Below are 22,257 nucleotides of genomic sequence, written 5' to 3'. Positions count from 1 at the left end.
CGGTCAGCCCCAGCCGGGACACGCCGTAAACCCATCCATGGGGGCTCGGTCGCGGCATCCATGCCGCTCACGGTCCCGTCTGGGGCTGACCGCGCCCTCCTGACACTCTCCGGCGCATCAACGCCGCGAAGTGATCACTGAAAATCAAATTCAAAAGCAGAAGCAAAGGCAGAAGCAGAGCTATGGGTATCGAACAACATCAGGTGAAGGCGGCGGAGCTGTTGCATGCGGCGGGCATCCTGCCGGTGGTGACGATTCATACGCTGGACCAGGCGCGTGCGGTCAGTGCGGCGCTGCTGGAAGGTGGCCTGCCGGCAATCGAGCTGACGCTGCGCACCCCGGTGGCGATGGAAGCGCTGGCAATGCTCAAGCGCGAGCTGCCGGACGTGGTGGTGGGTGCCGGTACGGTGCTGACCGTGGAGCAGATGCAGCAGTCGATCGATGCGGGTGCGGACTTCCTGGTGACCCCGGGTACGCCGCCAGCCTTGGCCGATGCACTGGCCGCCGCCCCGCTGCCGGTGGTGCCGGGTGCGGCGACGCCGACCGAACTGCTGTCGCTGTATGCGCGGGGCTTCCGCGTGTGCAAGCTGTTCCCGGCCACGGCCGTGGGCGGGCTGGCGATGATCAAGGGTGTGGCAGGCCCGATCGCCGACCTCAAGCTGTGCCCGACCGGCGGCATCACCGAAAACACCGCCGCCGAGTATCTCGAGCAGAAGAACGTGGTCTGCATCGGCGGCTCGTGGATGGTGCCGGGCAACTGGATCGCCGACGGCCAGTGGGACAAGGTGCGCGCCAGCGCCGCCGACGCGGCGAAGATCATCAAGCGCGTCCGCGGGCACTGAGCCCCGGATCGGGGTCAGATCCCTTTCCCGACGGGAAAGGGATCTGACCCCGCGCTACGAATTCCTTCAGGTGTAGAGCCGAGCCCACGCTCGGCTCCGCGCCAGCGGACCGGAAAGCAGCCGAGCATGGGCTCGGCTCTACAGAACCAACCTGCCGAGCGCGCGCAGCGCGCGGGGGGCTCAGCCGTTGGGCGAAACCCTCACAACGGCCGTGCCGGATCCACCAACCCGTACTGGCTGGCCATGCGCGCCAGCGCGATGTTGTCGTGGATCCCCATCTTCTCGAACAGCCGTGCCTTGTGCGTGTTCACCGTCTTCGCACTCAGGCTCAGGCGCCGCGCAATGTCTTCCTGGCGTAGGCCCTGGGTCAGCAGCAACGCCACTTCCAGCTCGCGCGGCGACAGGCTGTCGAACGGCGAACCATTGCCTTCCACGGTCGACAGGGCCAGGTTCTGCGCGATGCTGGTGCCCAGGTAACGACGCCCCACCGCCACATCGCGCACCGCACGCAGCAGCTCCTGCGCATCGCAGCCCTTGCCGATGTAACCGGCAGCCCCCGCCTCCAGCAGGCGCTTGGGCAACGGCCCGTCTTCCAGCACCGATACGATCACCACGCGGGTGTTGCGGTGGCTGCGGACGATGCGCTCGGTCACTTCCATGCCACTCACACCGGGCAGGTGCAGGTCGCACAGCACCACGTCCGGCAGCAGCTGGCGGACGTCACGCAGTGCGTCTTCACCGGTCTCGGCTTCGCCCACCACCTCGATGTCGGTCTCCCCCGACAGGATCATCTTCATCCCGGTGCGGACCAGCGCGTGGTCATCCACCAGGTAGACTCGAATCGTCATTCCCGTACCTCTTCGAATGCGGCCATTGCAGGTCAAGCTAGGCAGGGCGCCGATACCCCTGCAAGCGCGTTCGAGATGCGGCCCAGGCGTTCTGCCTTGCGCATCACAATACCGCGCGTTGTGCTTGCCCCCTGTCTTGCAGAACCTGCTGCAACGAAACAATTGATCTATTACGTAGACGCCCCGGAAGGGCCATCCACGTCAATCCCCCTGTGATGATGCTTCGCTGGCCGTCGCTGGCGGCGAATCCTGACGTCGCCAAGGATGCCGGCGACTGAACATGACCAGATAGCACCCTACCACCCAAACCAGCGCGGCACACCATCCGGCCAGGATGTCCGAGGGGTAATGCACACCCAGATAGACCCGCGATACGCTTACCAGCAGGCTGAACGAAGGCGCCAGCAGCAGCACCGGCCAGCGCCAGCGGGTGTTCCAGGCCAGCAGCACCAGGGTCACGGCCAGGGTCATCGAGCCCATCGCGTGGCCGCTGGGAAAGCTGAACGTCGATTCCGGCGCGATCGATTCCCACAGGCTGGGGCGTTCACGCTGGAAAAAGTGCTTGCTGCCCATGTTCAGCAACGCCGAGCCGACGAAGCTGACCGCCACGAACGTCGCCTCGCGCCACCGCCGGTAGCCCAGCAGCACGCCGATGATCAGCACGTCGGCCGGAATCAGGAACCATTCGTAGCCCAGTTTCGAGATGAGCACGAAGAAGCGGTCCAGCAGTGGCGAATGCAGGCCATGCATCTGCCACAGCAGCGGTGCATCGAAATGGAACGATTCAAACTCGTGCACTTCGTCGGCCAGAGCGACGAAACCGGCCAGCGGCAGCAGCACGCCCCCGAACAGCAGCACCAGGCGCCAGGCATTGCGTGCCATCCAGTGGCGGAAACCGGAGGCGGACTCCGGCGCAGCGAGGATCGCGGGCTTATCCGGCGCTTCGGGCATAGGTGCGTTCGACGTAATCGTCGATCAGGGCGACGAACTCCTGGGCGATGTTGTCGCCTCGCAGGGTCACCTTCTTCTCGCCATCGACGAATACCGGTGCAGCCGGCGTCTCGCCCGTACCCGGCAGCGAGATGCCGATGTTGGCATGGCGCGACTCACCCGGCCCATTGACGATGCAGCCCATCACCGCCAGGGTCATGTTCTCCGCCCCCGGGTGATGGATCTTCCACAGCGGCATCTTCTCGCGCACGTGGTTCTGCACCACTTTGGCCAGTTCCTGGAAGAACTCGGAGGTGGTGCGGCCGCAGCCCGGGCAGGCCGTGACCAGCGGCGTGAAGGCGCGCTGGCCGGTGGTCTGCAGCAGCTCCTGGGCGACGATCACTTCCTGCGTGCGCGACTGGCCCGGTTCCGGGGTCAGCGAGATGCGGATGGTGTCACCGATGCCTTCCTGCAGCAGCACGCTCAATGCTGCCGACGAGGCGACGATGCCCTTGCTGCCGATACCGGCTTCGGTCAGGCCCAGGTGCAGGGCGAAGTCGGAGCGCTGGGCCAGGTCGCGGTACACCGCGATCAGTTCCTGCACGCCGCTGACCTTGGCCGACAGCACGATGCGATCGCGCGGCAGGCCGAGTTCCACCGCCTGCTCGGCCGAATCCAGCGCCGAACGGATCAGCGCCTCGCGCAGCACGCGGCCGGCGTCCCAGGGCTGCTCGCGCAGGTTGTTCTCGTCCATCAGCTTCGCCGCCAGGGCCTGGTCCAGCGAGCCCCAGTTGGCGCCGATGCGCACCGGCTTGTTGTAACGGATCGCGAACTCGATCAACTGGGCGAACTGCAGGTCCTTCTTCTTGCCGAAGCCGACGTTGCCCGGGTTGATGCGGTATTTGGCCAGCGCTTCGGCGCACGCCGGTTCGGCGGTGAGCAGCTGGTGGCCGTTGTAATGGAAATCGCCGATCAGCGGTACGTCGATGCCCATCATCGCCAGCTTGTCGACGATACGCGGGATGGCCGCAGCCGCTTCCACGGTGTTGACGGTCAACCGCACCATTTCCGAACCGGCACGCCACAGCTCGGCCACCTGCTTCACGCTGGAGGCCACGTCGGAGGTATCGGTGTTGGTCATCGACTGCACCACCACCGGCTTGCCTCCGCCTACGGTGACCCCGCCGATCTGGACGGCATGGGTCTGGCGACGGGGCCAGGCGGTGGCATCGGAGGGGGGAGTCGGGCGGGTGACGGCGTCGTGCATGCGGGCATTCTAGCGCCCGGCCCCGCATTCCGGGTGACTCGCATTCAGCCGGCGGCACGGCTGCGGCCGATTGTCGCAGGCATGTACACGCATGAACGCATACGATGAGCGTGAATGACCGGTCCCGACGCCCCGTTTCTCCGTACCCTGTGCAGCCTGCGCTGGCTTGCCGTGGGCGGCCAGGCCGCGACCATCCTGGTCGCCACCTGGGTGCTGGGCCTGCCCTTGCCGCAGCTGCCGCTGTGGGCCGGCGTGGCGGTGCTGACCCTGTTCAACGTCTATACCCAGCTGCGCCCGGAAGCGGCCGACACCGCACCACTGACCGCATTCGGCCACATCCTGGTGGACGTGATCATCCTGACCTGGATGGTGGGCTGGAGCGGCGGCATGGCCAACCCGTTCAGTTCACTGTTCCTGATCCTGATCGCACTGGCTGCGTTCGCCCTGCCCCTGCGCTGGGCGCTGGCGGTCGCGCTGGCCTGCCTGCTCGGCTATGCCGCCAGCGGCATCTTCGGGCAGCCGCTGCCGGACGGCTATTTCCGCGCGCAGGACCTCAACCGCTGGGGCGTGGTCGCCAACTTCCTGATTTCCGCTGCGGTGGTGCTGGCCTTCTCCACCCGCCTGGCACTGGCCCTGCGCGAGCGCGAACTGGAACTGTCGGCACTGCGCGAGCGCTTTGCCCGCAACGAAGGCATCGTCGCCCTGGCCACCCATGCCGCTTCGGTCGCACATGAACTGAACACACCGCTGGCGACCATGACCCTGCTCGCCGACGATGTCGCCGAGCGCAGCGAAGAACCTGAAGTGCGCGAAGACATGGAAACCCTGCGCGAGCTGTTGGTGCAGTGCCGGGAGCGCGTGCTGGCGCTGGCCGCACCGGCCTCGGCCGACGCACCGGGCCGCAGCCACTCCAGCGCCCAGCAGGTGCTGGAGCAGTGGCGCCTGGTGCGGCCGACCATCGACCTGCACCGCAACGACGATGCACCGCTGCGGCTGCCACTGGACCCGGGCGTGGGCCACCTGCTGATGGTCCTGCTCAACAACGCCGCCGATGCCGGCGAGAAGGCCGGCCGGCCGCGCGTGGACCTGGACCTGCGCATCGAAGGCGACGACCTGATCGGCGAAGTGCGCGACTATGGCCATGGCTTCGACGCCCGCGCCGCCGTCCTGCCGGGCAAGCTGTTCGGCAGCAGCAAGAGCGAGGGCATGGGCGTCGGCCTGGCCCTGTCCCATGCCACCATCGAACGCCTCGACGGCGAGATGTGGATGCGCCCGGCCCAGGGGGCCGGCAGCCGCGTCGGCTTCCGCCTGCCGCTGGCCCCACGCGAGGACACCCCATGAGCCTTCACCATTCCACCCTGGGCCTGCTGGTCGACGACGACGAGCTGTACCTGCGTACCCTGCAGCGCAGCCTGGCCCGCAAGGGGCTTGAAACGCAGACCGCGCAGGATGCCGCCAGCGCACTGGCGCTGGCCCGCCAGCATCCGCCTGCGTTCGCACTGATCGACCTGAAGCTGGGCAGCGATTCCGGCCTGGCGCTGATCCAGCCGCTGCGCGCGCTGCGTGCGGACATGCGCATCCTGCTGGTGACCGGCTACGCCAGCATCGCCACCGCCGTGGAGGCGATCAAGCTGGGGGCCGATGATTACCTGCCGAAACCAGCCACGGTGCCGATGATCCTGCGCGCCCTCGGTGAGGAGGACGACGGCCCGGCCGACGACGGCGAAATGGAAGTACCGGACGCGATGACGCCGATCAGCCGCCTGCAGTGGGAACACATCCAGCAGGCGATGCACGAGACCGGCGGCAATGTTTCGGCGGCCGCGCGCCTGCTCGGCATGCACCGCCGTTCGCTGCAGCGCAAGCTGGCCAAGCGGCCCAGCCCGGAACGCGACCCGAGCCGGTAGTGCCGGCCGCTGGCCGGCACCAGAACCTCAGCGCTTCAGCTGCGCCAGGATCTCGCGGGTCATCGGATCGGCAATCGCCACATCCTCGCCCTGCAGCGCCGGCAGCAGGCCACTGGCCAGCTGCTTGCCCAGCTCGACACCGAACTGGTCGAAGGCGTTGATGTTCCAGATCACCGACTGCACGTACACGGCGTGTTCGTACATGGCGATCAGCGCACCCAGCGCCTGCGGGGTCAGCGCGTCGAGCAGGATCAGCGTGCTCGGGCGGCCGCCCGGGTAATCACGGTGCGGATCCTCGCTGCTCTGGCCATTGGCCAGCGCTTCGGTCTGCGCCAGCAGGTTGGCCAGCAGTGCCTGGTGATTGATCGTGTACGGATCGTCGTTGTGCACGCAGCCGATGAAATCGGCCGGAATGATGCTGGTGCCCTGGTGCAGCGCCTGGAAGAAGCTGTGCTGCACGTCGGTGCCTGCCCCGCCCCACCACACCGGCACGGTGTCGGTGGTCACCGGCTCGCCGTCACGCTGCACGCGCTTGCCCAGGCTTTCCATCACCAGCTGCTGCAGGTAGGCCGGCAGCAGCGCCAGCCGCTGGTCGTAGGTCATCACCGCGTGCGTGGCATGGCCCAGCAGGTTGCGGTTCCAGATGTCGGTCAGGCCGTGCAGCACCGGCAGGTTGCGCTCCAGCGGTGCATCCAGCGCGTGCGCATCCATCTGCGCTGCGCCTTCCAGCAACTGTTCAAAGCGCTCGAAGCCGATCGCCAGCGCGATCGGGAAACCGACCGCCGACCACAGCGAATAACGGCCACCGACCCAGTCCCACATCGGCAGTACGCGATCGGCGGCGATCGCGAAGGCCTTGGCGGCACGTTCGGGATTGGCACTGACCGCGTAGAGGCGCTCGCTGCCGCCCAGCCAGTCGTGCAGGATCTGGCCGTTGAGCAGGGTTTCCTGCGTACCGAAGGTCTTGGAGATCAGGATGCCGGCGGTCTTGGCCGGATCCAGCGTGGCCAGCGTGCGCTGCATGGCGGCGCCGTCCACGTTCGACACGAAATGCACGCGCAGGCGCGCACCGCTGACCGGTCGCAGCGCGTCGGCGACCAGTCGCGGGCCCAGATCGGAACCGCCGATGCCGACGCTGACCACATCGGTCACGCCGCTGCCTTCCAGCGCGCGCACCAGCACGCCCATGCGCTGGCGGATTTCGCGCGCGGTGGCATAGGCCTCGGCCGCCACCGGCGCATCGACCACGTCGCCACGCAGCGCGGTATGCAGCGCCGCGCGACCTTCGGTCAGATTGACCTGTTCGCCGCGGAACAGGCGGGTGATGGCACCGCCGACATCACGGTCGGCAGCCAGCGCCAGCAACGCCTGCAGCGCCGCGGCATCGTATTTCTGCCGGGCGAAGTTGACGTACAACGGACCGACCCGCAGCGCCAGGTCCTGGACACGGCCGGGTTCGGCGGCGAGCAGGCTGGGGATGCTTGCGCCCTTCAGGCGCTGGGCGTGGGAATGCAGCGAGTCGAATCCGTTGTTCGTTGTCATGCGGCCTGGGTCGGGATCGTGTCGTTGGTGTGGGTGATCTGGTTCTTGCCATCAACGTACACCAGCTTCGGCTTGAAGCTGTCCGCTTCCTGCTCGGTCATGCTGGCGAACGCGGCGATGATGATGATGTCACCGACCTGCACGTGGCGCGCTGCGCCACCGTTGAGCGAGACAACGCCGCTGCCGGCTTCGGCGCGGATGGCGTAGGTCGAGAAGCGCGCACCGTTGGTCACGTCCCAGATGTGCACCTGCTCGAACTCGCGGATGCCCGTGGCAGCCAGCAGGTTGTCGTCGATGGCGATCGAGCCTTCGTAGTTCAGCTCGGAATGGGTGACGGTGGCGCGGTGGATCTTGGTCTTGAGCAGGGACAGGTGCATGGGGGCGCTGCAACGGCAAAGGAAAGAGCGGATTCTAGCACCCGCTTGGCCGTCGTCAGGGAGCTGCAGCAGGACGCTGAAGGCCGTTCAGGCGCCCTCGCCCCGCAGCGCTGGTGGCGCTGGGCCAACGGCACCGGTCAGCGACAGGCGGAACGCTGCATGGAAGGCCCAGCCGGCGACCGCCCCGAAGCCCCCTGCGGCCAGCACCGTCAGCCCGTAGCTGATCACATCGAAGGTATCGACATAGCGCAGGCGCTGCAGCAGTGGGCCGCTGTCCTCGCCCGGCCAGGAACAGGTGGCCATGGCCAGTGCGCCGAGGCCGAACCCCGCGAGGACGAAGACGATCCGGCGCAGGCGCCGCTGAGACTGCAGGATCAGCGCCATCGGCAACAGCACGGCGATGGCATTGCAGACCGCCAGCACGAACATCAGACCGGCACCGATCAGCGCCGGCACCGGCGTGCGCCCGAGGTCCAATGCGAACAGCAGGCCGCCAAACAGCTGGGCCGGCAGCATGCCGGCGGCCAGCACGGCGAGGATCGATGCCTGGGCAAGGTGGCCGGCGTCAGTGGTGGGGGTCTTCATGTCCAGCTCCCGTCCGTGGGATGGTGAGAGGCACCCGTTGCGGGCGCCCCGGAGCCACGTGCGGCTCAGAACTCCAGGTTGTCGATCAACCGGGTGGTGCCCAGGCGCGCGGCAATCAGCGCCACGCGGCCACCGCCGTCGAACGTCGGCTCGGCCAGCTCCGGGGTGCGCAGCACCGCGTAATCGACCTGGAATCCGGCGGCCTGCAGTGCGGCGGCCGCATCGGCCTCGATGCGCTCGCGCGCATGCCCGGCGACGTAGCCTTCGCGCATGCCCAGCAGGGTGCGATGGATGGTGGTCGCGACCGGGCGCTGTTCGGCGCTCAGGTACTGGTTGCGCGAGCTCTTGGCCAGGCCATCCTCGTCACGCACGATGTCCGCACCGACGATCTGGATCGGGAACGACAGCTCGGCCACCATCTGCCGGATGACCGCCAACTGCTGGTAATCCTTGCGACCGAATACCGCCACGTCCGGCTGCACCTGCAGGAACAGGCGCGCCACCACCGTACAGACACCATCGAAGTGCCCCGGACGGCTGGCGCCCTCCAGCACTTCACTGACACCCGGCGCGTGCATGCGCGTGGTCTTGTCCACGCCCAGTGGGTACATCGCTTCGACGCTGGGCAGCCACACCGCATCGCAACCGGCCTGCTCCAGCCCGGCCACGTCGGCCTCGGGCGTGCGCGGGTAGCGGCTGAAATCCTCGTTGGGACCGAACTGGGTCGGGTTGACGAAGATGCTTGCCACCACCTTGTCGGCGTACTGGCGGGCCAGGGTCACCAGCGAATGGTGGCCACCGTGCAGGTTGCCCATGGTTGGCACCAGCGCCACGCGCAGGCCCTCGCGCTTCCACTGGGCGATCTGCTCGCGCAGCGCGCCGAGCTCGTTGAAGGTCTGGATCATTGGGCGTAAGCGTGCTGTTCGTCGGGGAAGCTGCCGTCGCGCACGGCGTCGGCATAGGCGCGGGTGGCACCGGCCACCGAACCGCCTTCAGCAAGGAAATCCTTGACGAACTTGGGACGGCGATGGCCACTGTCCAGGCCAAGGAAATCGTGCAGCACCAGCACCTGGCCGTCGCACTGCGGGCCAGCCCCGATGCCGATGGTCGGCACCTGCACTGCGGCGGTGACGTCGGCGGCGACCGGGCTCGGCATGCACTCCAGCACCAGCAGGCTGGCGCCCGCCGCAGCCACGGCCTTGGCATCCTCCACCAGCTGGCGTGCAGCATCGCCGCGGCCCTGGATCTTGAAGCCGCCCAGGCGCAGCACCGATTGCGGGGTCAGGCCCAGGTGCGAGCAGACCGGAATCTCGCGCTCCACCAGGTAGCGGATGATGTCGACCTTGAAGCCGGCACCTTCGATCTTGACCATCTCGGCACCGGCCTGCAGCAGCTGCAGCGATGCATCCAGCGCGCGCTCCGGGGTGGCATCGGCGCCGAACGGCAGGTCGGCCACCAACAGCGCGCGCTGCAGCACGCGGGCCACCGCGCGGGTGTGGTAGACCATGTCGGCCACGGTCACCGGCAGGGTCGAATCATGGCCCTGCACGACCATGCCCAGCGAATCGCCGATCAGGATCAGATCAACGCCATTGGCGTCGAAAGTGCGGGCGAAGCCAGCGTCGTAGGCGGTCAACATGACCAGCTTCTGGCCATTGCGCTTGGCCTCGGCCAGGGCGGGAACGGTCCAGGGCTTGCTGTCTGCGTGGGTGCTCATGTGCTGATAACCGGGGGAGATAACCCGGGCATTATCACCCTATCGGCGCAATCCCGCAGGCATCCACCCGCACCACTGCATCCCGTACGCTGCCATGACCGGGAATGGCCAGATCCGGCGCGATTTCGGCCAGCGGCACCAACACGAAGGCGCGCTCGTGCAGGTAAGGATGCGGCACCTGCAGGCCCGGCTGATCAAGTACCTGCGCGCCATACAGCAGCAGGTCCAGGTCCAGCGCGCGCGGCCCCCAGTGCACAGCTGGATCGCGCACGCGGCCAAAGCCCTGCTCCAGCGCCAGCATCGCCTGCAGCAGCTCATCGGCCGGCAACGTGGTTTCGACCGCAGCCACCGCGTTGACGAACGGCGGCTGGTCTTCATTGCCCCAGGCCGGCGTTGCATAAAGCCGCGAGGCCTGGCGCAGGCGGGTCCCGGGCAAGCCGTCCAGCGCGGCAATCGCCGCGCCGACGGTGGCGGCCGCGTCGCCAAGGTTGGCGCCGAGGCCGATCCAGGCAAGGGTCATCGCTTACTCGCCCGCCGCACCAGCCGCAGCACCGGGACGGCGACGGCGACGCTTGCGCGGTGCCCCGCTCTCGTCATCGCCGTCTTCACTGTGCATCGCATCCAGCGACGACTCCAGCTCACGACCGGATTGCGCCTGCGCTTCACGCCAGAACTCGACGTCGGCTGCGTGCTCGGACGAAGCCACCTGACGCAGGCTGAGGAAATCGAACGCGGCGCGGAAGCGCGGATGGGTCAGGGTGCGGAACACGCGCTTGCGCTGGCGCGAGCTGAAACGTGCCTGCAGCAGCCAGATTTCCTGCATCGGCAACGAGAAGCGGCGCGGCAGCGCGATGGTGCTGAGCTGCTGCACGGTAACGCGGTCGGCGGCACGGCGCTGTGCCTCTTCCGGTGCCACGCCCTGCTTGAGCAGGGTCGCCTGTGCGCGGCAGAACGCCGGCCACAGCAGCAGCGCGAACAGGAACGCGGGCGAGACCGGTTCGTCGTTGGCCACGCGTGCATCGGTATTGGCCAGGCCCTCGACCAGCATGCGGCGCAGCGCGCCGGTGCGGTTGGACTTCAGTGCCTTGGCGCTCTCCGGGAACAGCACGTCGAGCAGGCCGTAACGCTCAAGGCCTTCGAAGCTGGCCACGCCGTGCCCGGACAGGAACAGCTTGAGCACTTCCTCGAACAGGCGCGCGGGAGCGGCTTCATTAAGCAGGCCGGCCAGGTGCGGGATCGGCGCGGCGGTGCCCTCTTCGATCTGGAAGCCGAGCTTGGCCGCCAGGCGCACCGCACGCAGCATGCGCACCGGGTCTTCCCGGTAACGCTGCTCGGGATCGCCGATGAGCTTCATCAGGCGCGCCTGCACGTCTTCGAAGCCGCCGGTGTAGTCGCGCACCGAGAAGTCCTCGATGGCGTAGTACAGGGCGTTGCAGGTGAAGTCGCGGCGGACGGCGTCGTCTTCGATGGTGCCGTACACGTTGTCGCGCACGAGCATGCCGTTTTCCATCTCGCGGTCGCCGCTGCCGTCATCGCTGTTGGCACGGAAGGTGGCGACTTCGATGATTTCGCGGCCGAACACCACATGGGCGAGGCGGAACCGGCGACCGATCAGGCGGCAGTTGCGGAACAACTGCTTGACCTGTTCGGGCGTGGCGTCGGTGGCCACGTCGAAATCCTTGGGTTGGCCATTGACCAGCAGATCGCGCACCGCGCCGCCGACAAGGTAGGCGCCGAAGCCGGCATCGCGCAGGCGATAAAGCACGCGCAGGGCGTTCGGGCTGATGTCCTTGCGGGAGATCGTGTGCTGGTCGCGCGGGATGACGCGCAGGCTGAACGGTGATGTAGCAGGGGAAATGATGTTGGCGCTTCCGGTTGAAGTTTCGGGATTGCCCAATGGCATCGAGGTGCATATACTAGCGCTCCTGCCTCGGCAGCGACACAGTTACGCTCCCTTCGTCTAGTGGTTAGGACGTGGCCCTCTCAAGGCTAAAACAGGGGTTCGAGTCCCCTAGGGAGCGCCAGTCGCCGCAGCAGGAACCGAAAAAGCCCGCCCCGTGCGGGCTTTTCTGTTTTCCGGGGTTTGCAATGGCATCGATCGGCTTGGTCGCAGTAGCACCTGCCTGCAATCGGCTTGAGCCGGTGGGGTCACCCAGGGCAGGACACGCCGTGAACCCCGCTCCACGGTCCGGCCCAGCCGCTGGCGGCTGTGCGTTCGGGCGCTTGCGAAGCAGTGCTTCGCGAGCAAAGCGCCCTCACCCATGGGGCTCGATGGCGCCATCCTTGGCGCCATCGGTCCTGGAGAGGGCGGCCTGGCCCCTCACACTCTGCACAAGCAGGCGCCGACGGGATGCAACCGAAGCCAGTCGCCGTCAGCCTTCCATCTGCTCCAGCTCCTTGCCCTTGGTCTCGCGTACGTAGCGGACCACGAAGACGATCGAGAGGATCGCCGCGACCGCGTAGATCCCATAGGCGCCGGCCAGGCCGATGCCCGCCAGCAGCATCGGGAAGGTCACGGTGATCGCGAAGTTCGAGGTCCATTGCGCGGCGCCGGCCACCGCCAGCGCCGGGCCGCGGATCTGGTTGGGGAACATTTCGCCCAGCATCACCCACATCACCGGGCCCCAGGACATGTTGAAGAACACCACGTAGACGTTGGCCGCCACCAGTGCCAGCTTGCCCATGCCATCGGACAGCTGCAGGCGCCCATCGACCAGGCTGCCGCTGGCGAACGTCACCACCATCAGCACCAGCGCCACCGACATGCCGACCGAGCCGATCCACAGCAGCGGCTTGCGCCCGATGCGGTCGATCAGCAGGACCGTCAGCAGGCAGGCACCGATGCTCAGGGCGCCGGACAACACATTGATCAGCAGCGCGTCGCTTTCCGAGAAGCCCACCGCCTGCCACAGCACCGCGCCGTAGTAGAACACCACGTTGATGCCGACCAGCTGCTGGAACATGGCCAGACCGATGCCCACCCAGAGGATCGGGCGCAGCTTGCCGGTGACCTTGTCGCGCAGGTCGCCGAAACGCGGCTTGTGCTGGTCCTGGGCCAGGCTGGCCTCGATCTCGGCGTGCTTGGCCGTGGCTGCGGCCTCACCGTACAGCCGCGCCAGCACCGCCCTCGCCTGCCCCTGGCGCCCCTTCAACACCAGGAACCGCGGGCTTTCCGGGATCACCAGCAACAGCAGGAGGAACAGCCCCGATGGCAGCACCTGCATCCAGAACATCCAGCGCCAGGCCTCATGGCCCAGCCACAGGGGCTCGGTCGAGGCGCCGGCAGCACGGGCCAGCAGGTAGTTGCTGAGGAAGGCCGCAAACAATCCGCAGATGATCGCCATCTGCTGCACCGTGGCCAGCCGGCCGCGATAGCGCGCCGAGGCGACTTCGGCGATGTAGGCCGGCGACATCACGCTGGCCGCCCCCACCGCAAAGCCGCCCAGCACGCGGGCCGCGATGAACAACCAGGAAGCGTGGGCCGCGCCGGCGCCCAGCGCCGAGACCAGGAACATCAGCGCGGACACGATCAGGACACCGCGGCGTCCCAGCCGGTCGCCCAGCCAGCCGGCCAGGAACGCACCGATCGCGCAGCCCAGCAGCATCGAGGCGACTTCGAAACCGAGCGCCGCCTCACTGGAGTTGAAAGCCTGGCGAAGGCCATCGACCGTGCCATTGATGACACCACTGTCGAAGCCGAACAGGAACCCACCGAGGGTGGCCACGCAGCTGATCAGAACGATGAACGCCGTGTTTTCACCGCTGTGGGAAGCGGTGCCGGGCTGGGCTTGGGACATGGACGATCCTGCTGTGAAGGGAGTCCGGCCATTGGGACCGGTTGCCCCGCAGCGTCGCACAGGCCTTGCCGTGCCGCCAATGACCGCCACGGCCGCGCCTGCCAGGCGCCCGTTTTCCGTCCTGCGCCGACACCGGGGGCCAACCTGTTCTAGAATTGGCGGGTTCAGGAATCGATTCGCCCCCAGCCCATGCCCTTTGTCGTCACCGAAAACTGCATCAAGTGCAAACACACCGATTGCGTGGAAGTGTGCCCCGTGGATTGCTTCCACGAAGGCCCGAACTTCCTGGTGATCGACCCGGATGAGTGCATCGACTGCACCCTCTGCGAGCCGGAGTGCCCGGTCAATGCGATCTTCCCGGAGGACGATGTCCCCGCCGGCCAGGAAGGCTTCGTCGCCCTCAACGCCGAGCTGGCGAAGGAATGGCCGGTGCTGACCGTGCGCAAGGACCCGCCCGCAGATGCCGGCGAATGGGACGGCAAGCCGGACAAGCTGAAGCTGCTGGAGCGCTGAGAAGCGCCAGGTGCGGCAACGGGAAAGGGCGCCAACGGCGCCCTTTTCCATTTCCGGTAGCACAGAAGCGCCGACCAAGGTCGGCCTCTACCAAGCCACCTCATCCGGTAGGTGCCAACCTTGGTTGGCACAGAAGCGCCGACCAGGGCCGGCCTCTACCCGGTGGGCGCGGACCCGTGTCCGCGCCCACCGGGCCGGCCCTTACTGGGCCAGCTTCGCCTTCAGCGCGGCAATCAGCTTCACCGGCGCTTCGGCGGTGGCCGGCAGGCCGCGCGGGTCGACCGCAGAGATGTAGGCGCCGGCATCGACGGCCACCACGCGAACCAGGAAGTTGCTGCCTTCGTAGGCCACGTCGTACGAGCCCAGCAGCTGCGCGCGGCTGGCGATGGTCACGCCTTCGACGCCTTCCAGTGCGGTGCCGACCTTGGCGAAGGCTTCATCCTTGCCACCTGCAATGGTGAAACCGGTATTGCCCACCGCCGGAGCCGCGGCAACCGGCGCTGCCGGCTTGGTGGCCGACGCCAGCGTCGGCACCTTGTTGTCGGTGGTGGCATTGGGCAGGTTCAGGTCCGGCGGCACTTCCAGCGGACGCATTTCCGGGGCCAGGGCGTAGTCGCCCTTGACGCCACGCTTGAAGCAGCCGGTGGTACCGGCGGCAACGGCCACGGCAAGCAGGGCGTAGGACAGCACGCGGACGGTGGAAACGGATTGACGCATGTGAATCTCCTGGGTCAGACCAAGACGGAAGGTCAGTGGCTGGAAAGGGCTTCGAGGGCGGCGATGTCGCCGGCGAGATGGTCGGCAGCCGGATGATGCGCTGCCGACAGCGGCAGCAGCGGCAGGCGCAGGTCGTGACCGATGCCGATGCGGCGCAGCAGCGCCTTGACCGGGATCGGGTTCGGTTCGACACCACAGAAATCATGGAACGGATGCAGGCGCGCATCCCACGACGCGGTGGCTTCGTGATCGTGCGCGGCGGCCAGCTCGCACATCCGGCGGTAGGCGCCCGGAAGCACATTGGAGCCCACCGAGATCAGGCCGTCGATACCGGCCTGGATCGAACGCGCCGCCGTGCCGTCGTCGCCGCTGAGCACGGCAAACTGCGGGCTGCGCAGTGCGAGCAGCGCCTGCACCCGGCCGGTGTCACCCACCGCCTCCTTGATGCCGACGATGTTGGGGTGGCTGGCCAGCGCGGCCACGGTCTCCGGCTGCATATCGCAACCGGTACGGCCTGGCACGTTGTACAACACGACCGGCAGCCCGCCCTGGTCGGCCACCGCGCGGTAGTGCGCGATCAGGCCGGCCTGGGTCGGCCGCACGTAAGGCGGGGTGACCACCAGCGCATGGCTGGCGCCGAGCGCGGCGGCACGGCGGGTCTGTTCGATGGTCTTGGCGGTGCCCGAAAGGCCGGTACCGGCCATGACCGGGATGCGGCCGCCGATGCGCTCGACCGCACTGGCCAGCAGCAGGTCGTACTCGGCATCGGTGAGGGTTGCTGCTTCACCGGTCGAACCGGCTACGACAACGCCATGGACGCCACCTTCCAGTTGCAGATGCAGCAGGCGCTGCCAACCGTCGGGATCGAGGGCGCCGTCGGCCCGGAACGGGGTCGCCAGCGCGGTGATGAGGCCGGAAAGGGACAAGGACGTGCTGCTCTTGGCTGGGAAGGGAAAACGCCCGCCACGAAAGGCCGGGGGCGACTTGAATGTTACTTGCGGCGCGAAAGCACGGGCAAGTATGCTGGACACCGGTGGATCCCCGCCTCTGGCGGGCATTCAGACTAACGCATGCATTACCCGGAATCGCCTTGACCGACACCACCCCGCGCCCCGCGCCGAGCGAAAACCACCTCCTGATCAACGCCTATACGACGCATCCGGAGTCCCCCCTGCTGTCCGTCACCCGCCGCATCGCCGACAGCGGCTGCAATCTGGTGGACGCGCGCCTGGCCACGGTCGGCCGCGATGTCTCGGTCACCGCCCTGGCCACCGGCTCCTGGGACTCGGTGGCCAAGCTGGAGGCGATGCTGACCCGGCTGGAGCGCGAGGAAGGCCTGAAACTGGTCTGGTACCGCACCGCCGCCAAGCAGGCGCAGTCCAACCTGCTGCCGTACATCGTCGAAGTGATCGCCGCCGACAAGCCGGGCATCCTGTTCCAGCTGGCCGATTTCTTCGACCGCCAGGGCATCACCATCGAGAACCTGCAGAGCACGCGTTACCGCGCCATGCAGACCGGTGCGGAAATGTTCAGTGCACAGGTCACCATCGGCGTGCCGGCCAACATGCACATCGCCGCGCTGCGCGACGATTTCCTTGAATTCTGCGACCACCTGAACCTGGACGCGATCATGGACCCGATGAAGTTCTGATTTTTCGCGCGCCTCTCACAGGCGCGTGGCGTTTCATGCAATTGTCTTGGAAAGAACCCAGGCTCGACAGAAGGACCTCATGAACAACGGCGATACCCTGGACAGCACCACCCTCTCCCTGCCACTGGCCCTGTCCGGCGGCAACCAGGCCACCCTCGGCGACTACGCCGGCAACTGGCTGGTGCTGTACTTCTACCCCAAGGACAGCACCCCGGGCTGCACCACCGAAGGCATCGACTTCAACGCGCTGCTGCCGAAGTTCAAGAAGGCAGGTGCGGTCGTGCTGGGCGTCTCGCGCGATTCGGTGAAGTCGCACGACAACTTCTGTGCCAAGCAGGGCTTCAGCTTCCCGCTGGTCAGCGATGGCGACGAAGCGCTGTGCACCGCCTTCGACGTGATCAAGATGAAGAACATGTACGGCAAGCAGGTACGTGGCATCGAACGCAGCACCTTCCTGATTTCCCCCGACAGCCGCATCGTGCAGTCCTGGCGCAAGGTCAAGGTTGCCGGCCATGCCGATGCCGTTCTCGCCGAACTGAAGGCCTCCCAGTCCAAGTGAGTCCCACTGCTTACTGTGCCTGCCATCACCCTGCCCTGCAGCAGGCCGTGGTGGTTTTTCCCTGTCCGTAACCAGGAATCGACGATGACCCGAGGCAAGCGCATCTACGTGCTGGATACCAACGTGCTGATGCACGATCCCACCGCGCTGTTCAAATTCGAGGAGCACGACGTCTACCTGCCCATGCAGGTGATCGAGGAGCTGGACAACGGCAAGAAGGGCACCTCCGAAGCGAGCCGCAACGCCCGCCAGGTGAGCCGCTTCCTCAACGAGCTGGTGCAGGAATCCGGCCTGGACAACCTGGCCGACGGCATTCCGCTGCAGCGACCCAATGGCCTGCAGCTGCGCGGCAAGCAGAGCGCCGGCAAGCTGCGCTTCCAGACCAGCCATTTCGACGCAGGCAAGAGCTTCGGCAAGGTCATTCCGGACAATGCCATCCTCGGCGCGATCCTGGCCCTGAAGGAAGAAACCCCCGACCTGCCGGTGGTGTTCGTTTCCAAGGACATCAACCTGCGGATCAAGGCTGCCATCGCCGGCATCGTGTCCGAGGACTACGAGAACGACCGCGCGCTGGACGATTTCAGCCTGCTCTACACCGGCGCCACCGAGCTGCCGGAAGACTTCTGGAAGCGCCACGGCGACGACCTGCGCAGCTGGAGCGACAAGGGCCGCACGCATTACGAAATCCAGGCGCTGGACGGCGAGGAGTGGTACCCGAACCAGTACGTGTACCTCCCGGGCGAGGATGAAGTCGAGCTGCGCGTCAGCCGCGTGGTCGGCGACGGCAAGGTGGTGCTGTCGCTGGTCGATGATTTCCGCCACGGCAGCCACGCCGTGTGGGGCATCAGCGCACGCAACCGCGAGCAGAACTTCGCCCTCAACGCACTGATGGACCCGGAGATCGACTTCGTCACGCTGCTGGGCACCGCCGGCACCGGCAAGACCCTGCTGGCGCTGGCCGCCGGCCTGGCGCAGACGATGGACCAGCAGCGCTACCGCGAGATCATCATGACCCGCGCCACGGTCAGCGTCGGCGAAGACATCGGTTTCCTGCCGGGCACCGAGGAAGAGAAGATGACGCCGTGGATGGGCGCATTGACCGACAACCTGGAAGTGCTCACGCACAACCAGGAAGGCGGCACCTGGGGCCGCCAGGCCACCAACGACCTGCTGGCCAGCCGTATCAAGATCCGCTCGATGAACTTCATGCGCGGCCGCACCTTCCTGTCGCGCTACCTGATCCTGGATGAGGCGCAGAACCTCACCCCGAAGCAGATGAAAACGCTGATCACCCGCGCCGGCCCCGGCACCAAGATCGTCTGCCTGGGCAACGTCGAACAGATCGACACGCCGTACCTGACCGAGACCACCTCGGGCCTGACCTACGCGGTGGACCGCTTCAAGAACTGGCCGCATAGTGCACACATCACCCTGCGCCGTGGCGAGCGTTCGCGCCTGGCCGATTACGCTTCGGAGGTGTTGTGAACCGCTGCACCCGTCTGTTGCTGCCCACGGCTGCGATCACCCTCGCAGCCGTGCTCGGTGCCTGTACCACCACACGCGGCCCGGCAAGCGTGCCGACCGCCGAGCGCACCGGCCAGTCCTGGGTGGTCACCCGCCCGATCATCGCCGCGCAGGTGCTCGACACCTGCTCGCGACCCAGCCCCGGCCGCGAGGCCGGGCGGGTCAGTGGTTACTGGGCGCCCAGCCGGCAGCAGGTCGACCAGCTGGAAGCGAAACTGCCTTCGCTGGAGGCCCAGGTGCCCAAGGTGCTGGACTTTGACCGCCAGTACGTCGGCATCGAAAGCGCGGGCCAGCGGCTGATCTACATCAACGCCTTCCACCTGCCCGACGGCAGCGGCGTCAATCCGGCCCGCGAAGCGATCCGCGTCTGCGATGGCGGCTCACAGTTCTGGGGCGCGGTGTTCGACCCGGCCAGCAACACCTTCAGCGAGCTGCAGTTCAACGGCGGCCTCGGCGGGCCCTGAGGGCCCCGCCGATGGGGATACGCCTGCCCACCTGGGTCTGGATCGGCGCGGTCGCACTCTCATGCGTGTCCGGCATGGTCAATGTGGTCGGTTTCCTCGGTTTCGAGCACCAGGCGGTCAGCCACATGACCGGCAGTACCAGCCAGCTTGGCATGGCACTGGCCCAGGGTGACTGGCGCGCGGTCGGCCACCTGTGGGGGCTGCTGATCGCGTTCTCGCTGGGCGCGATGCTCAGCGGCCTGCTGATCCAGGACAGCACCCTGCAGCTGGGCCGGCGCTACGGCGTGGCGCTGGCACTGGAATCGGCACTGCTGCTGGTGGCCATTCCGCTGTTCGAACAACACCAGATCTGGGGCGCACTGGCCGCTGCCATGGCCTGCGGCCTGCAGAATGCAATGGCCACCACCTTCAGCGGCGCGGTGGTGCGCACCACCCATCTCAGCGGCATGTTCACCGACCTCGGCATCGGCCTGGGCCACCTGCTGCGCGGACTGCCGCTGCAGGTGCGGCGACTGACCCTCAGCGGCCTGATCATCAGCGGCTTCCTCGCCGGCGGTGTCATCGGCGCCTGGCTGTTCATGCACTGGCAATACGATGCCCTGCTCGCCCCCGCCCTGCTGACCGGCCTGACCGGGATGGGTTATGTGCTGTACCAGCAATGGGCACGCTGGCGGCATTGAGGGCCGCGCTCCGGGGGTCAGATCCCTTTTCCGCAGGACAGGAAAAGGGATCTGACCCCATCTTCCGCGGCAACGCTACCGCCTTTACGGTGACCACGGCACAATCGCCGGATGAGCCCGACCACTCCCGTATCCGCCCTGACCATCGCCGGCTCCGACTCTGGCGGTGGCGCAGGCATCCAGGCCGACCTGAAAGCCTTCGCCGCGCACCGCGTGCATGGCCTCTCCGCGATTGCGGCACTGACCGCGCAGAACACCCGTGGCGTCATCGCCGTGCATGTACCGCCGATCGATTTCCTGCGCGCACAACTGGATGCCTGCTTCGACGACTTCGACATCCATGCGGTGAAGCTCGGCATGCTGGCCAACGCCGAGGTGATCAATGCCGTCGCCGATGCACTGGAGCGCCATCGCACGCCCCACGTGGTGCTGGATCCGGTGATGGTTGCCACCAGTGGTGCGCGCCTGCTGGAAGACAGCGCCCTGCAGGCAATGCGTGAACGGTTGATCCCGCTGGCCACGCTGATCACCCCGAACACGCCGGAAGCGGAGCTGCTGGTCGGGCGGAAGATCGGCAACGGCGATGACGCCGAACGGGCGGCCTCCGCCCTGCTCGACCTGGGTGCCGGTGCAGTGCTGCTGAAAGGTGGCCACCTGCAGGAAGGCAACCGCGTGATCGACCGTTACTTCGACGGCGTCAGCAGCGAGGAATTCATCCACGCCCGCCTGCCACTGGATGCACACGGCACCGGCTGCACGCTGGCCTCGGCCATCGCCGCGCAGCTGTGCAACGGCCTGAGCCTGGCCAACGCCTGCGAAGCCGGCATCGACTACGTTGCGCGCGGCCTGCAGCAGGGGTATGCCCCCGGCCGCAGCGAAGTACGGGTACTCGACCACTTCGGCGCAGCACCGCACGCATGAACCTGACGCCGACCCTCCTTGCGGTGCAGTGCGCCGACAGCCATCGCTACGAAGTGATTGCCTGCGTGCCTGCACAGCCCATCGCGCGCCTGCTGTGGTTGCCGGCGCTGGGCGTGGCCGCGCGCCACTATCTGCCGCTGGCGCAGGCGCTGGCCGCGAAGGGCGTAGCGGTCTACCTGCATGAGTGGCGCGGCAACGGCAGCAGCTCACTGCGCCCGTCGCGCACGCAGGACTGGGGCTATCGCGAGGTACTCGAGCAGGATCTGCCGGCCAGCCAAGCGGCCCTGTCTGCTGCAGACGAGGAAGCTGGCACCCTGCCCTGGATCATCGGCGGCCACAGCCTGGGCGGGCAGCTGGCCTGCGTGCATGCCGGCCGCAACCCCCAGCACTTCCACCGCTTGTGGCTGGCGGCCAGCGGCTCACCGTTCTGGCGCGGCTTCCCGCCACCGCGGGGCTGGCTGCTGCCACTGGTCTACCGTTTCCTGCCGTGGATCGCGCAGCGCCAGGGCGTGCTGCATGGCCGGCGCCTCGGCTTCGGTGGCACCGAAGCACGCGGACTGATTGCCGACTGGGCGCGCGTCGGCCTGAACAACCACTACGCTGCCGTCGGCATGGATGAAGACCTCGACGCGCAGATGGCGCGCGTGCACGGCAGCGCACAGGCCGTGCTGATGGAGCACGACTGGTTGGCACCGACCGGATCGATGCAGGCGTTGCTGGCGAAGCTGCCGAATGTGGACGCGCAGCTGCGCGTGCTGTCCGCGCAGGAACTGGGCACGCGTGCCGATCATTTCGCCTGGCTGAAGGCCCCTGACGCCGTGGCTGACAGCTTTTTCATTCAGTTGGATGAAAATTTTCACAAAACTGTTGACGGTGCGCGCCGACATCCGCATAATTCCGCTCCTGTCGCAGGGCGCCCGTAGCTCAGTTGGATAGAGTACCTGGCTACGAACCAGGCGGTCGGGAGTTCGAATCTCTCCGGGCGCACCACTCGACAGGTTTCCAGCATCCGCCGCTGGAAATGCAGTAAAATTTGATTGTGTACCGCGCGCCCGTAGCTCAGTTGGATAGAGTACCTGGCTACGAACCAGGCGGTCGGGAGTTCGAATCTCTCCGGGCGCACCATACACAGTCAACACAACAAGTTTATGTAATTGGCGCCCGTAGCTCAGTTGGATAGAGTACCTGGCTACGAACCAGGCGGTCGGGAGTTCGAATCTCTCCGGGCGCACCATTACACCGAAACAGCAGGCCTCGGCCTGCTGTTTTTTTATGCGTGTTTTCCGGCACGGCTGCGCCCTGCACCCCTGGTAGTGCCGGCCGCTGGCCGGCAACGGAAACGGCAACGGCAAAAGCCGGCATTCCGTAGGTTGGCGGGGCGGTGTCGGATTTCCGCGATCGGGTAGATCCACGCCA

Annotated in this window: 24 protein-coding genes and 4 tRNA genes; 15 read left to right on the top strand and 13 right to left on the bottom strand. The window is 67.0% G+C overall.

What is annotated here, in order from left to right:
* Nucleotides 1–182: 182 nt before the first annotated feature.
* On the top strand, nt 183–842 hold the full coding sequence (gene eda / locus B9Y64_RS15110) for a bifunctional 4-hydroxy-2-oxoglutarate aldolase/2-dehydro-3-deoxy-phosphogluconate aldolase (RefSeq protein WP_100441419.1): 660 nt from the start codon (nt 183–185) through the stop codon (nt 840–842).
* A gap of 200 nt (nt 843–1,042) precedes the next feature.
* Here eda and B9Y64_RS15105 read toward each other — a convergent pair whose 3' ends face one another.
* From B9Y64_RS15105 to ispG, 3 genes are all read right to left on the bottom strand, one after another.
* On the bottom strand, nt 1,043–1,690 hold the full coding sequence (locus tag B9Y64_RS15105; protein WP_100441418.1) for a response regulator: 648 nt from the start codon (nt 1,688–1,690) through the stop codon (nt 1,043–1,045).
* 201 nt (nt 1,691–1,891) lie between these two features.
* Nucleotides 1,892–2,641: a phosphatase PAP2 family protein gene (locus B9Y64_RS15100; protein WP_100441417.1), complete on the bottom strand. Its 750-nt coding sequence runs from the start codon at nt 2,639–2,641 to the stop codon at nt 1,892–1,894.
* Nucleotides 2,622–3,887 (bottom strand): flavodoxin-dependent (E)-4-hydroxy-3-methylbut-2-enyl-diphosphate synthase, encoded by a 1,266-nt coding sequence (gene ispG / locus B9Y64_RS15095; protein WP_100441416.1) that lies wholly within the window; start codon nt 3,885–3,887, stop codon nt 2,622–2,624. The genes B9Y64_RS15100 and ispG overlap by 20 nt, the downstream gene beginning before the upstream one ends.
* Before the next feature lie 114 nt (nt 3,888–4,001).
* Here ispG and B9Y64_RS15090 point away from each other — a divergent pair, with 114 nt between their 5' ends.
* Nucleotides 4,002–5,228 carry an ATP-binding protein gene (locus B9Y64_RS15090; protein WP_100441415.1) on the top strand — a complete coding sequence of 409 codons (1,227 nt, stop codon included), beginning with the start codon at nt 4,002–4,004 and terminating at the stop codon, nt 5,226–5,228.
* Nucleotides 5,225–5,794 (top strand): response regulator transcription factor, encoded by a 570-nt coding sequence (locus B9Y64_RS15085; protein ID WP_012510702.1) that lies wholly within the window; start codon nt 5,225–5,227, stop codon nt 5,792–5,794. Before B9Y64_RS15090 ends, B9Y64_RS15085 begins: the two co-directional genes overlap by 4 nt.
* Before the next feature lie 27 nt (nt 5,795–5,821).
* Here the strand turns inward: B9Y64_RS15085 and pgi are convergent, their stop codons facing one another.
* The 7 genes from pgi to pcnB all read right to left on the bottom strand — a co-directional run bounded on the left by pgi (nt 5,822) and on the right by pcnB (nt 11,912).
* Nucleotides 5,822–7,336, bottom strand: coding sequence for a glucose-6-phosphate isomerase (gene pgi / locus B9Y64_RS15080; RefSeq protein WP_100441414.1), 1,515 nt, complete (start codon nt 7,334–7,336; stop codon nt 5,822–5,824).
* Nucleotides 7,333–7,713, bottom strand: a complete 381-nt coding sequence (gene panD, locus B9Y64_RS15075) for an aspartate 1-decarboxylase (protein ID WP_005409061.1) — start codon at nt 7,711–7,713, stop codon at nt 7,333–7,335. Before panD ends, pgi begins: the two co-directional genes overlap by 4 nt.
* A gap of 87 nt (nt 7,714–7,800) precedes the next feature.
* Nucleotides 7,801–8,298 carry a hypothetical protein gene (locus tag B9Y64_RS15070; protein WP_100441413.1) on the bottom strand — a complete coding sequence of 166 codons (498 nt, stop codon included), beginning with the start codon at nt 8,296–8,298 and terminating at the stop codon, nt 7,801–7,803.
* A 65-nt stretch (nt 8,299–8,363) separates the two neighbouring features.
* The gene (panC, locus tag B9Y64_RS15065; RefSeq protein ID WP_100441412.1) at nt 8,364–9,203 is read right to left on the bottom strand and encodes a pantoate--beta-alanine ligase; all 840 of its coding nucleotides are present in this window, start codon (nt 9,201–9,203) and stop codon (nt 8,364–8,366) included.
* Entirely contained in the window at nt 9,200–10,015 is an 816-nt protein-coding gene (gene panB / locus B9Y64_RS15060; RefSeq protein ID WP_100441411.1) for a 3-methyl-2-oxobutanoate hydroxymethyltransferase, read from the bottom strand. The genes panC and panB overlap by 4 nt, the downstream gene beginning before the upstream one ends.
* A 34-nt stretch (nt 10,016–10,049) precedes the next feature.
* Nucleotides 10,050–10,535 (bottom strand): 2-amino-4-hydroxy-6-hydroxymethyldihydropteridine diphosphokinase, encoded by a 486-nt coding sequence (folK, locus tag B9Y64_RS15055; protein ID WP_100441410.1) that lies wholly within the window; start codon nt 10,533–10,535, stop codon nt 10,050–10,052.
* A gap of 3 nt (nt 10,536–10,538) precedes the next feature.
* Entirely contained in the window at nt 10,539–11,912 is a 1,374-nt protein-coding gene (gene pcnB, locus B9Y64_RS15050; RefSeq protein ID WP_100441409.1) for a polynucleotide adenylyltransferase PcnB, read from the bottom strand.
* 52 nt (nt 11,913–11,964) lie between these two features.
* Here pcnB and B9Y64_RS15045 point away from each other — a divergent pair.
* A tRNA-Glu gene (locus B9Y64_RS15045) sits at nt 11,965–12,039 on the top strand.
* A 348-nt stretch (nt 12,040–12,387) separates the two neighbouring features.
* Here the strand turns inward: B9Y64_RS15045 and B9Y64_RS15040 are convergent.
* On the bottom strand, nt 12,388–13,812 hold the full coding sequence (locus B9Y64_RS15040) for a sugar porter family MFS transporter (RefSeq protein WP_100441408.1): 1,425 nt from the start codon (nt 13,810–13,812) through the stop codon (nt 12,388–12,390).
* Between the two features lie 189 nt (nt 13,813–14,001).
* On the opposite strand from B9Y64_RS15040, the gene fdxA reads away from it, so the two are divergent.
* Entirely contained in the window at nt 14,002–14,325 is a 324-nt protein-coding gene (gene fdxA / locus B9Y64_RS15035; RefSeq protein ID WP_005409054.1) for a ferredoxin FdxA, read from the top strand.
* Between the two features lie 201 nt (nt 14,326–14,526).
* Here the strand turns inward: fdxA and B9Y64_RS15030 are convergent, their stop codons facing one another.
* Together B9Y64_RS15030 and dapA are read right to left on the bottom strand one after the other, a co-directional pair.
* On the bottom strand, nt 14,527–15,042 hold the full coding sequence (locus B9Y64_RS15030; RefSeq protein ID WP_032960832.1) for a hypothetical protein: 516 nt from the start codon (nt 15,040–15,042) through the stop codon (nt 14,527–14,529).
* A 32-nt stretch (nt 15,043–15,074) separates the two neighbouring features.
* Nucleotides 15,075–15,968 carry a 4-hydroxy-tetrahydrodipicolinate synthase gene (dapA, locus tag B9Y64_RS15025; RefSeq protein ID WP_100441407.1) on the bottom strand — a complete coding sequence of 298 codons (894 nt, stop codon included), beginning with the start codon at nt 15,966–15,968 and terminating at the stop codon, nt 15,075–15,077.
* Nucleotides 15,969–16,132: 164 nt separating this feature from the next.
* Here dapA and B9Y64_RS15020 point away from each other — a divergent pair, with 164 nt between their 5' ends.
* The 10 genes from B9Y64_RS15020 to B9Y64_RS14975 all read left to right on the top strand — a co-directional run bounded on the left by B9Y64_RS15020 (nt 16,133) and on the right by B9Y64_RS14975 (nt 22,075).
* On the top strand, nt 16,133–16,693 hold the full coding sequence (locus tag B9Y64_RS15020; protein WP_005409051.1) for a glycine cleavage system protein R: 561 nt from the start codon (nt 16,133–16,135) through the stop codon (nt 16,691–16,693).
* Between the two features lie 79 nt (nt 16,694–16,772).
* The gene (locus tag B9Y64_RS15015; RefSeq protein ID WP_100441406.1) at nt 16,773–17,252 is read left to right on the top strand and encodes a peroxiredoxin; all 480 of its coding nucleotides are present in this window, start codon (nt 16,773–16,775) and stop codon (nt 17,250–17,252) included.
* 84 nt (nt 17,253–17,336) lie between these two features.
* On the top strand, nt 17,337–18,737 hold the full coding sequence (locus B9Y64_RS15010) for a PhoH family protein (RefSeq protein WP_100441405.1): 1,401 nt from the start codon (nt 17,337–17,339) through the stop codon (nt 18,735–18,737).
* Complete coding sequence (locus B9Y64_RS15005; RefSeq protein WP_100441404.1) at nt 18,734–19,240, top strand: hypothetical protein; 507 nt, start codon at nt 18,734–18,736, stop codon at nt 19,238–19,240. The genes B9Y64_RS15010 and B9Y64_RS15005 overlap by 4 nt, the downstream gene beginning before the upstream one ends.
* Before the next feature lie 11 nt (nt 19,241–19,251).
* Entirely contained in the window at nt 19,252–19,920 is a 669-nt protein-coding gene (locus tag B9Y64_RS15000) for a YoaK family protein (RefSeq protein ID WP_100441403.1), read from the top strand.
* A 111-nt stretch (nt 19,921–20,031) separates the two neighbouring features.
* Nucleotides 20,032–20,841, top strand: coding sequence for a bifunctional hydroxymethylpyrimidine kinase/phosphomethylpyrimidine kinase (thiD, locus tag B9Y64_RS14995; RefSeq protein ID WP_100441402.1), 810 nt, complete (start codon nt 20,032–20,034; stop codon nt 20,839–20,841).
* Nucleotides 20,838–21,764 carry an alpha/beta hydrolase family protein gene (locus tag B9Y64_RS14990; protein ID WP_100441401.1) on the top strand — a complete coding sequence of 309 codons (927 nt, stop codon included), beginning with the start codon at nt 20,838–20,840 and terminating at the stop codon, nt 21,762–21,764. The genes thiD and B9Y64_RS14990 overlap by 4 nt, the downstream gene beginning before the upstream one ends.
* Nucleotides 21,755–21,831: transfer RNA gene (locus B9Y64_RS14985), tRNA-Arg, on the top strand. Before B9Y64_RS14990 ends, B9Y64_RS14985 begins: the two co-directional genes overlap by 10 nt.
* A gap of 58 nt (nt 21,832–21,889) precedes the next feature.
* Nucleotides 21,890–21,966: transfer RNA gene (locus tag B9Y64_RS14980), tRNA-Arg, on the top strand.
* A 32-nt stretch (nt 21,967–21,998) separates the two neighbouring features.
* A tRNA-Arg gene (locus B9Y64_RS14975) sits at nt 21,999–22,075 on the top strand.
* Nucleotides 22,076–22,257: the final 182 nt, after the last annotated feature.

Source organism: Stenotrophomonas maltophilia, from assembly GCF_002799245.1.
Classification (GTDB): Bacteria; Pseudomonadota; Gammaproteobacteria; order Xanthomonadales; family Xanthomonadaceae; genus Stenotrophomonas; species Stenotrophomonas maltophilia_S.
This window is presented reverse-complemented; position numbering and strand designations above follow the sequence as displayed.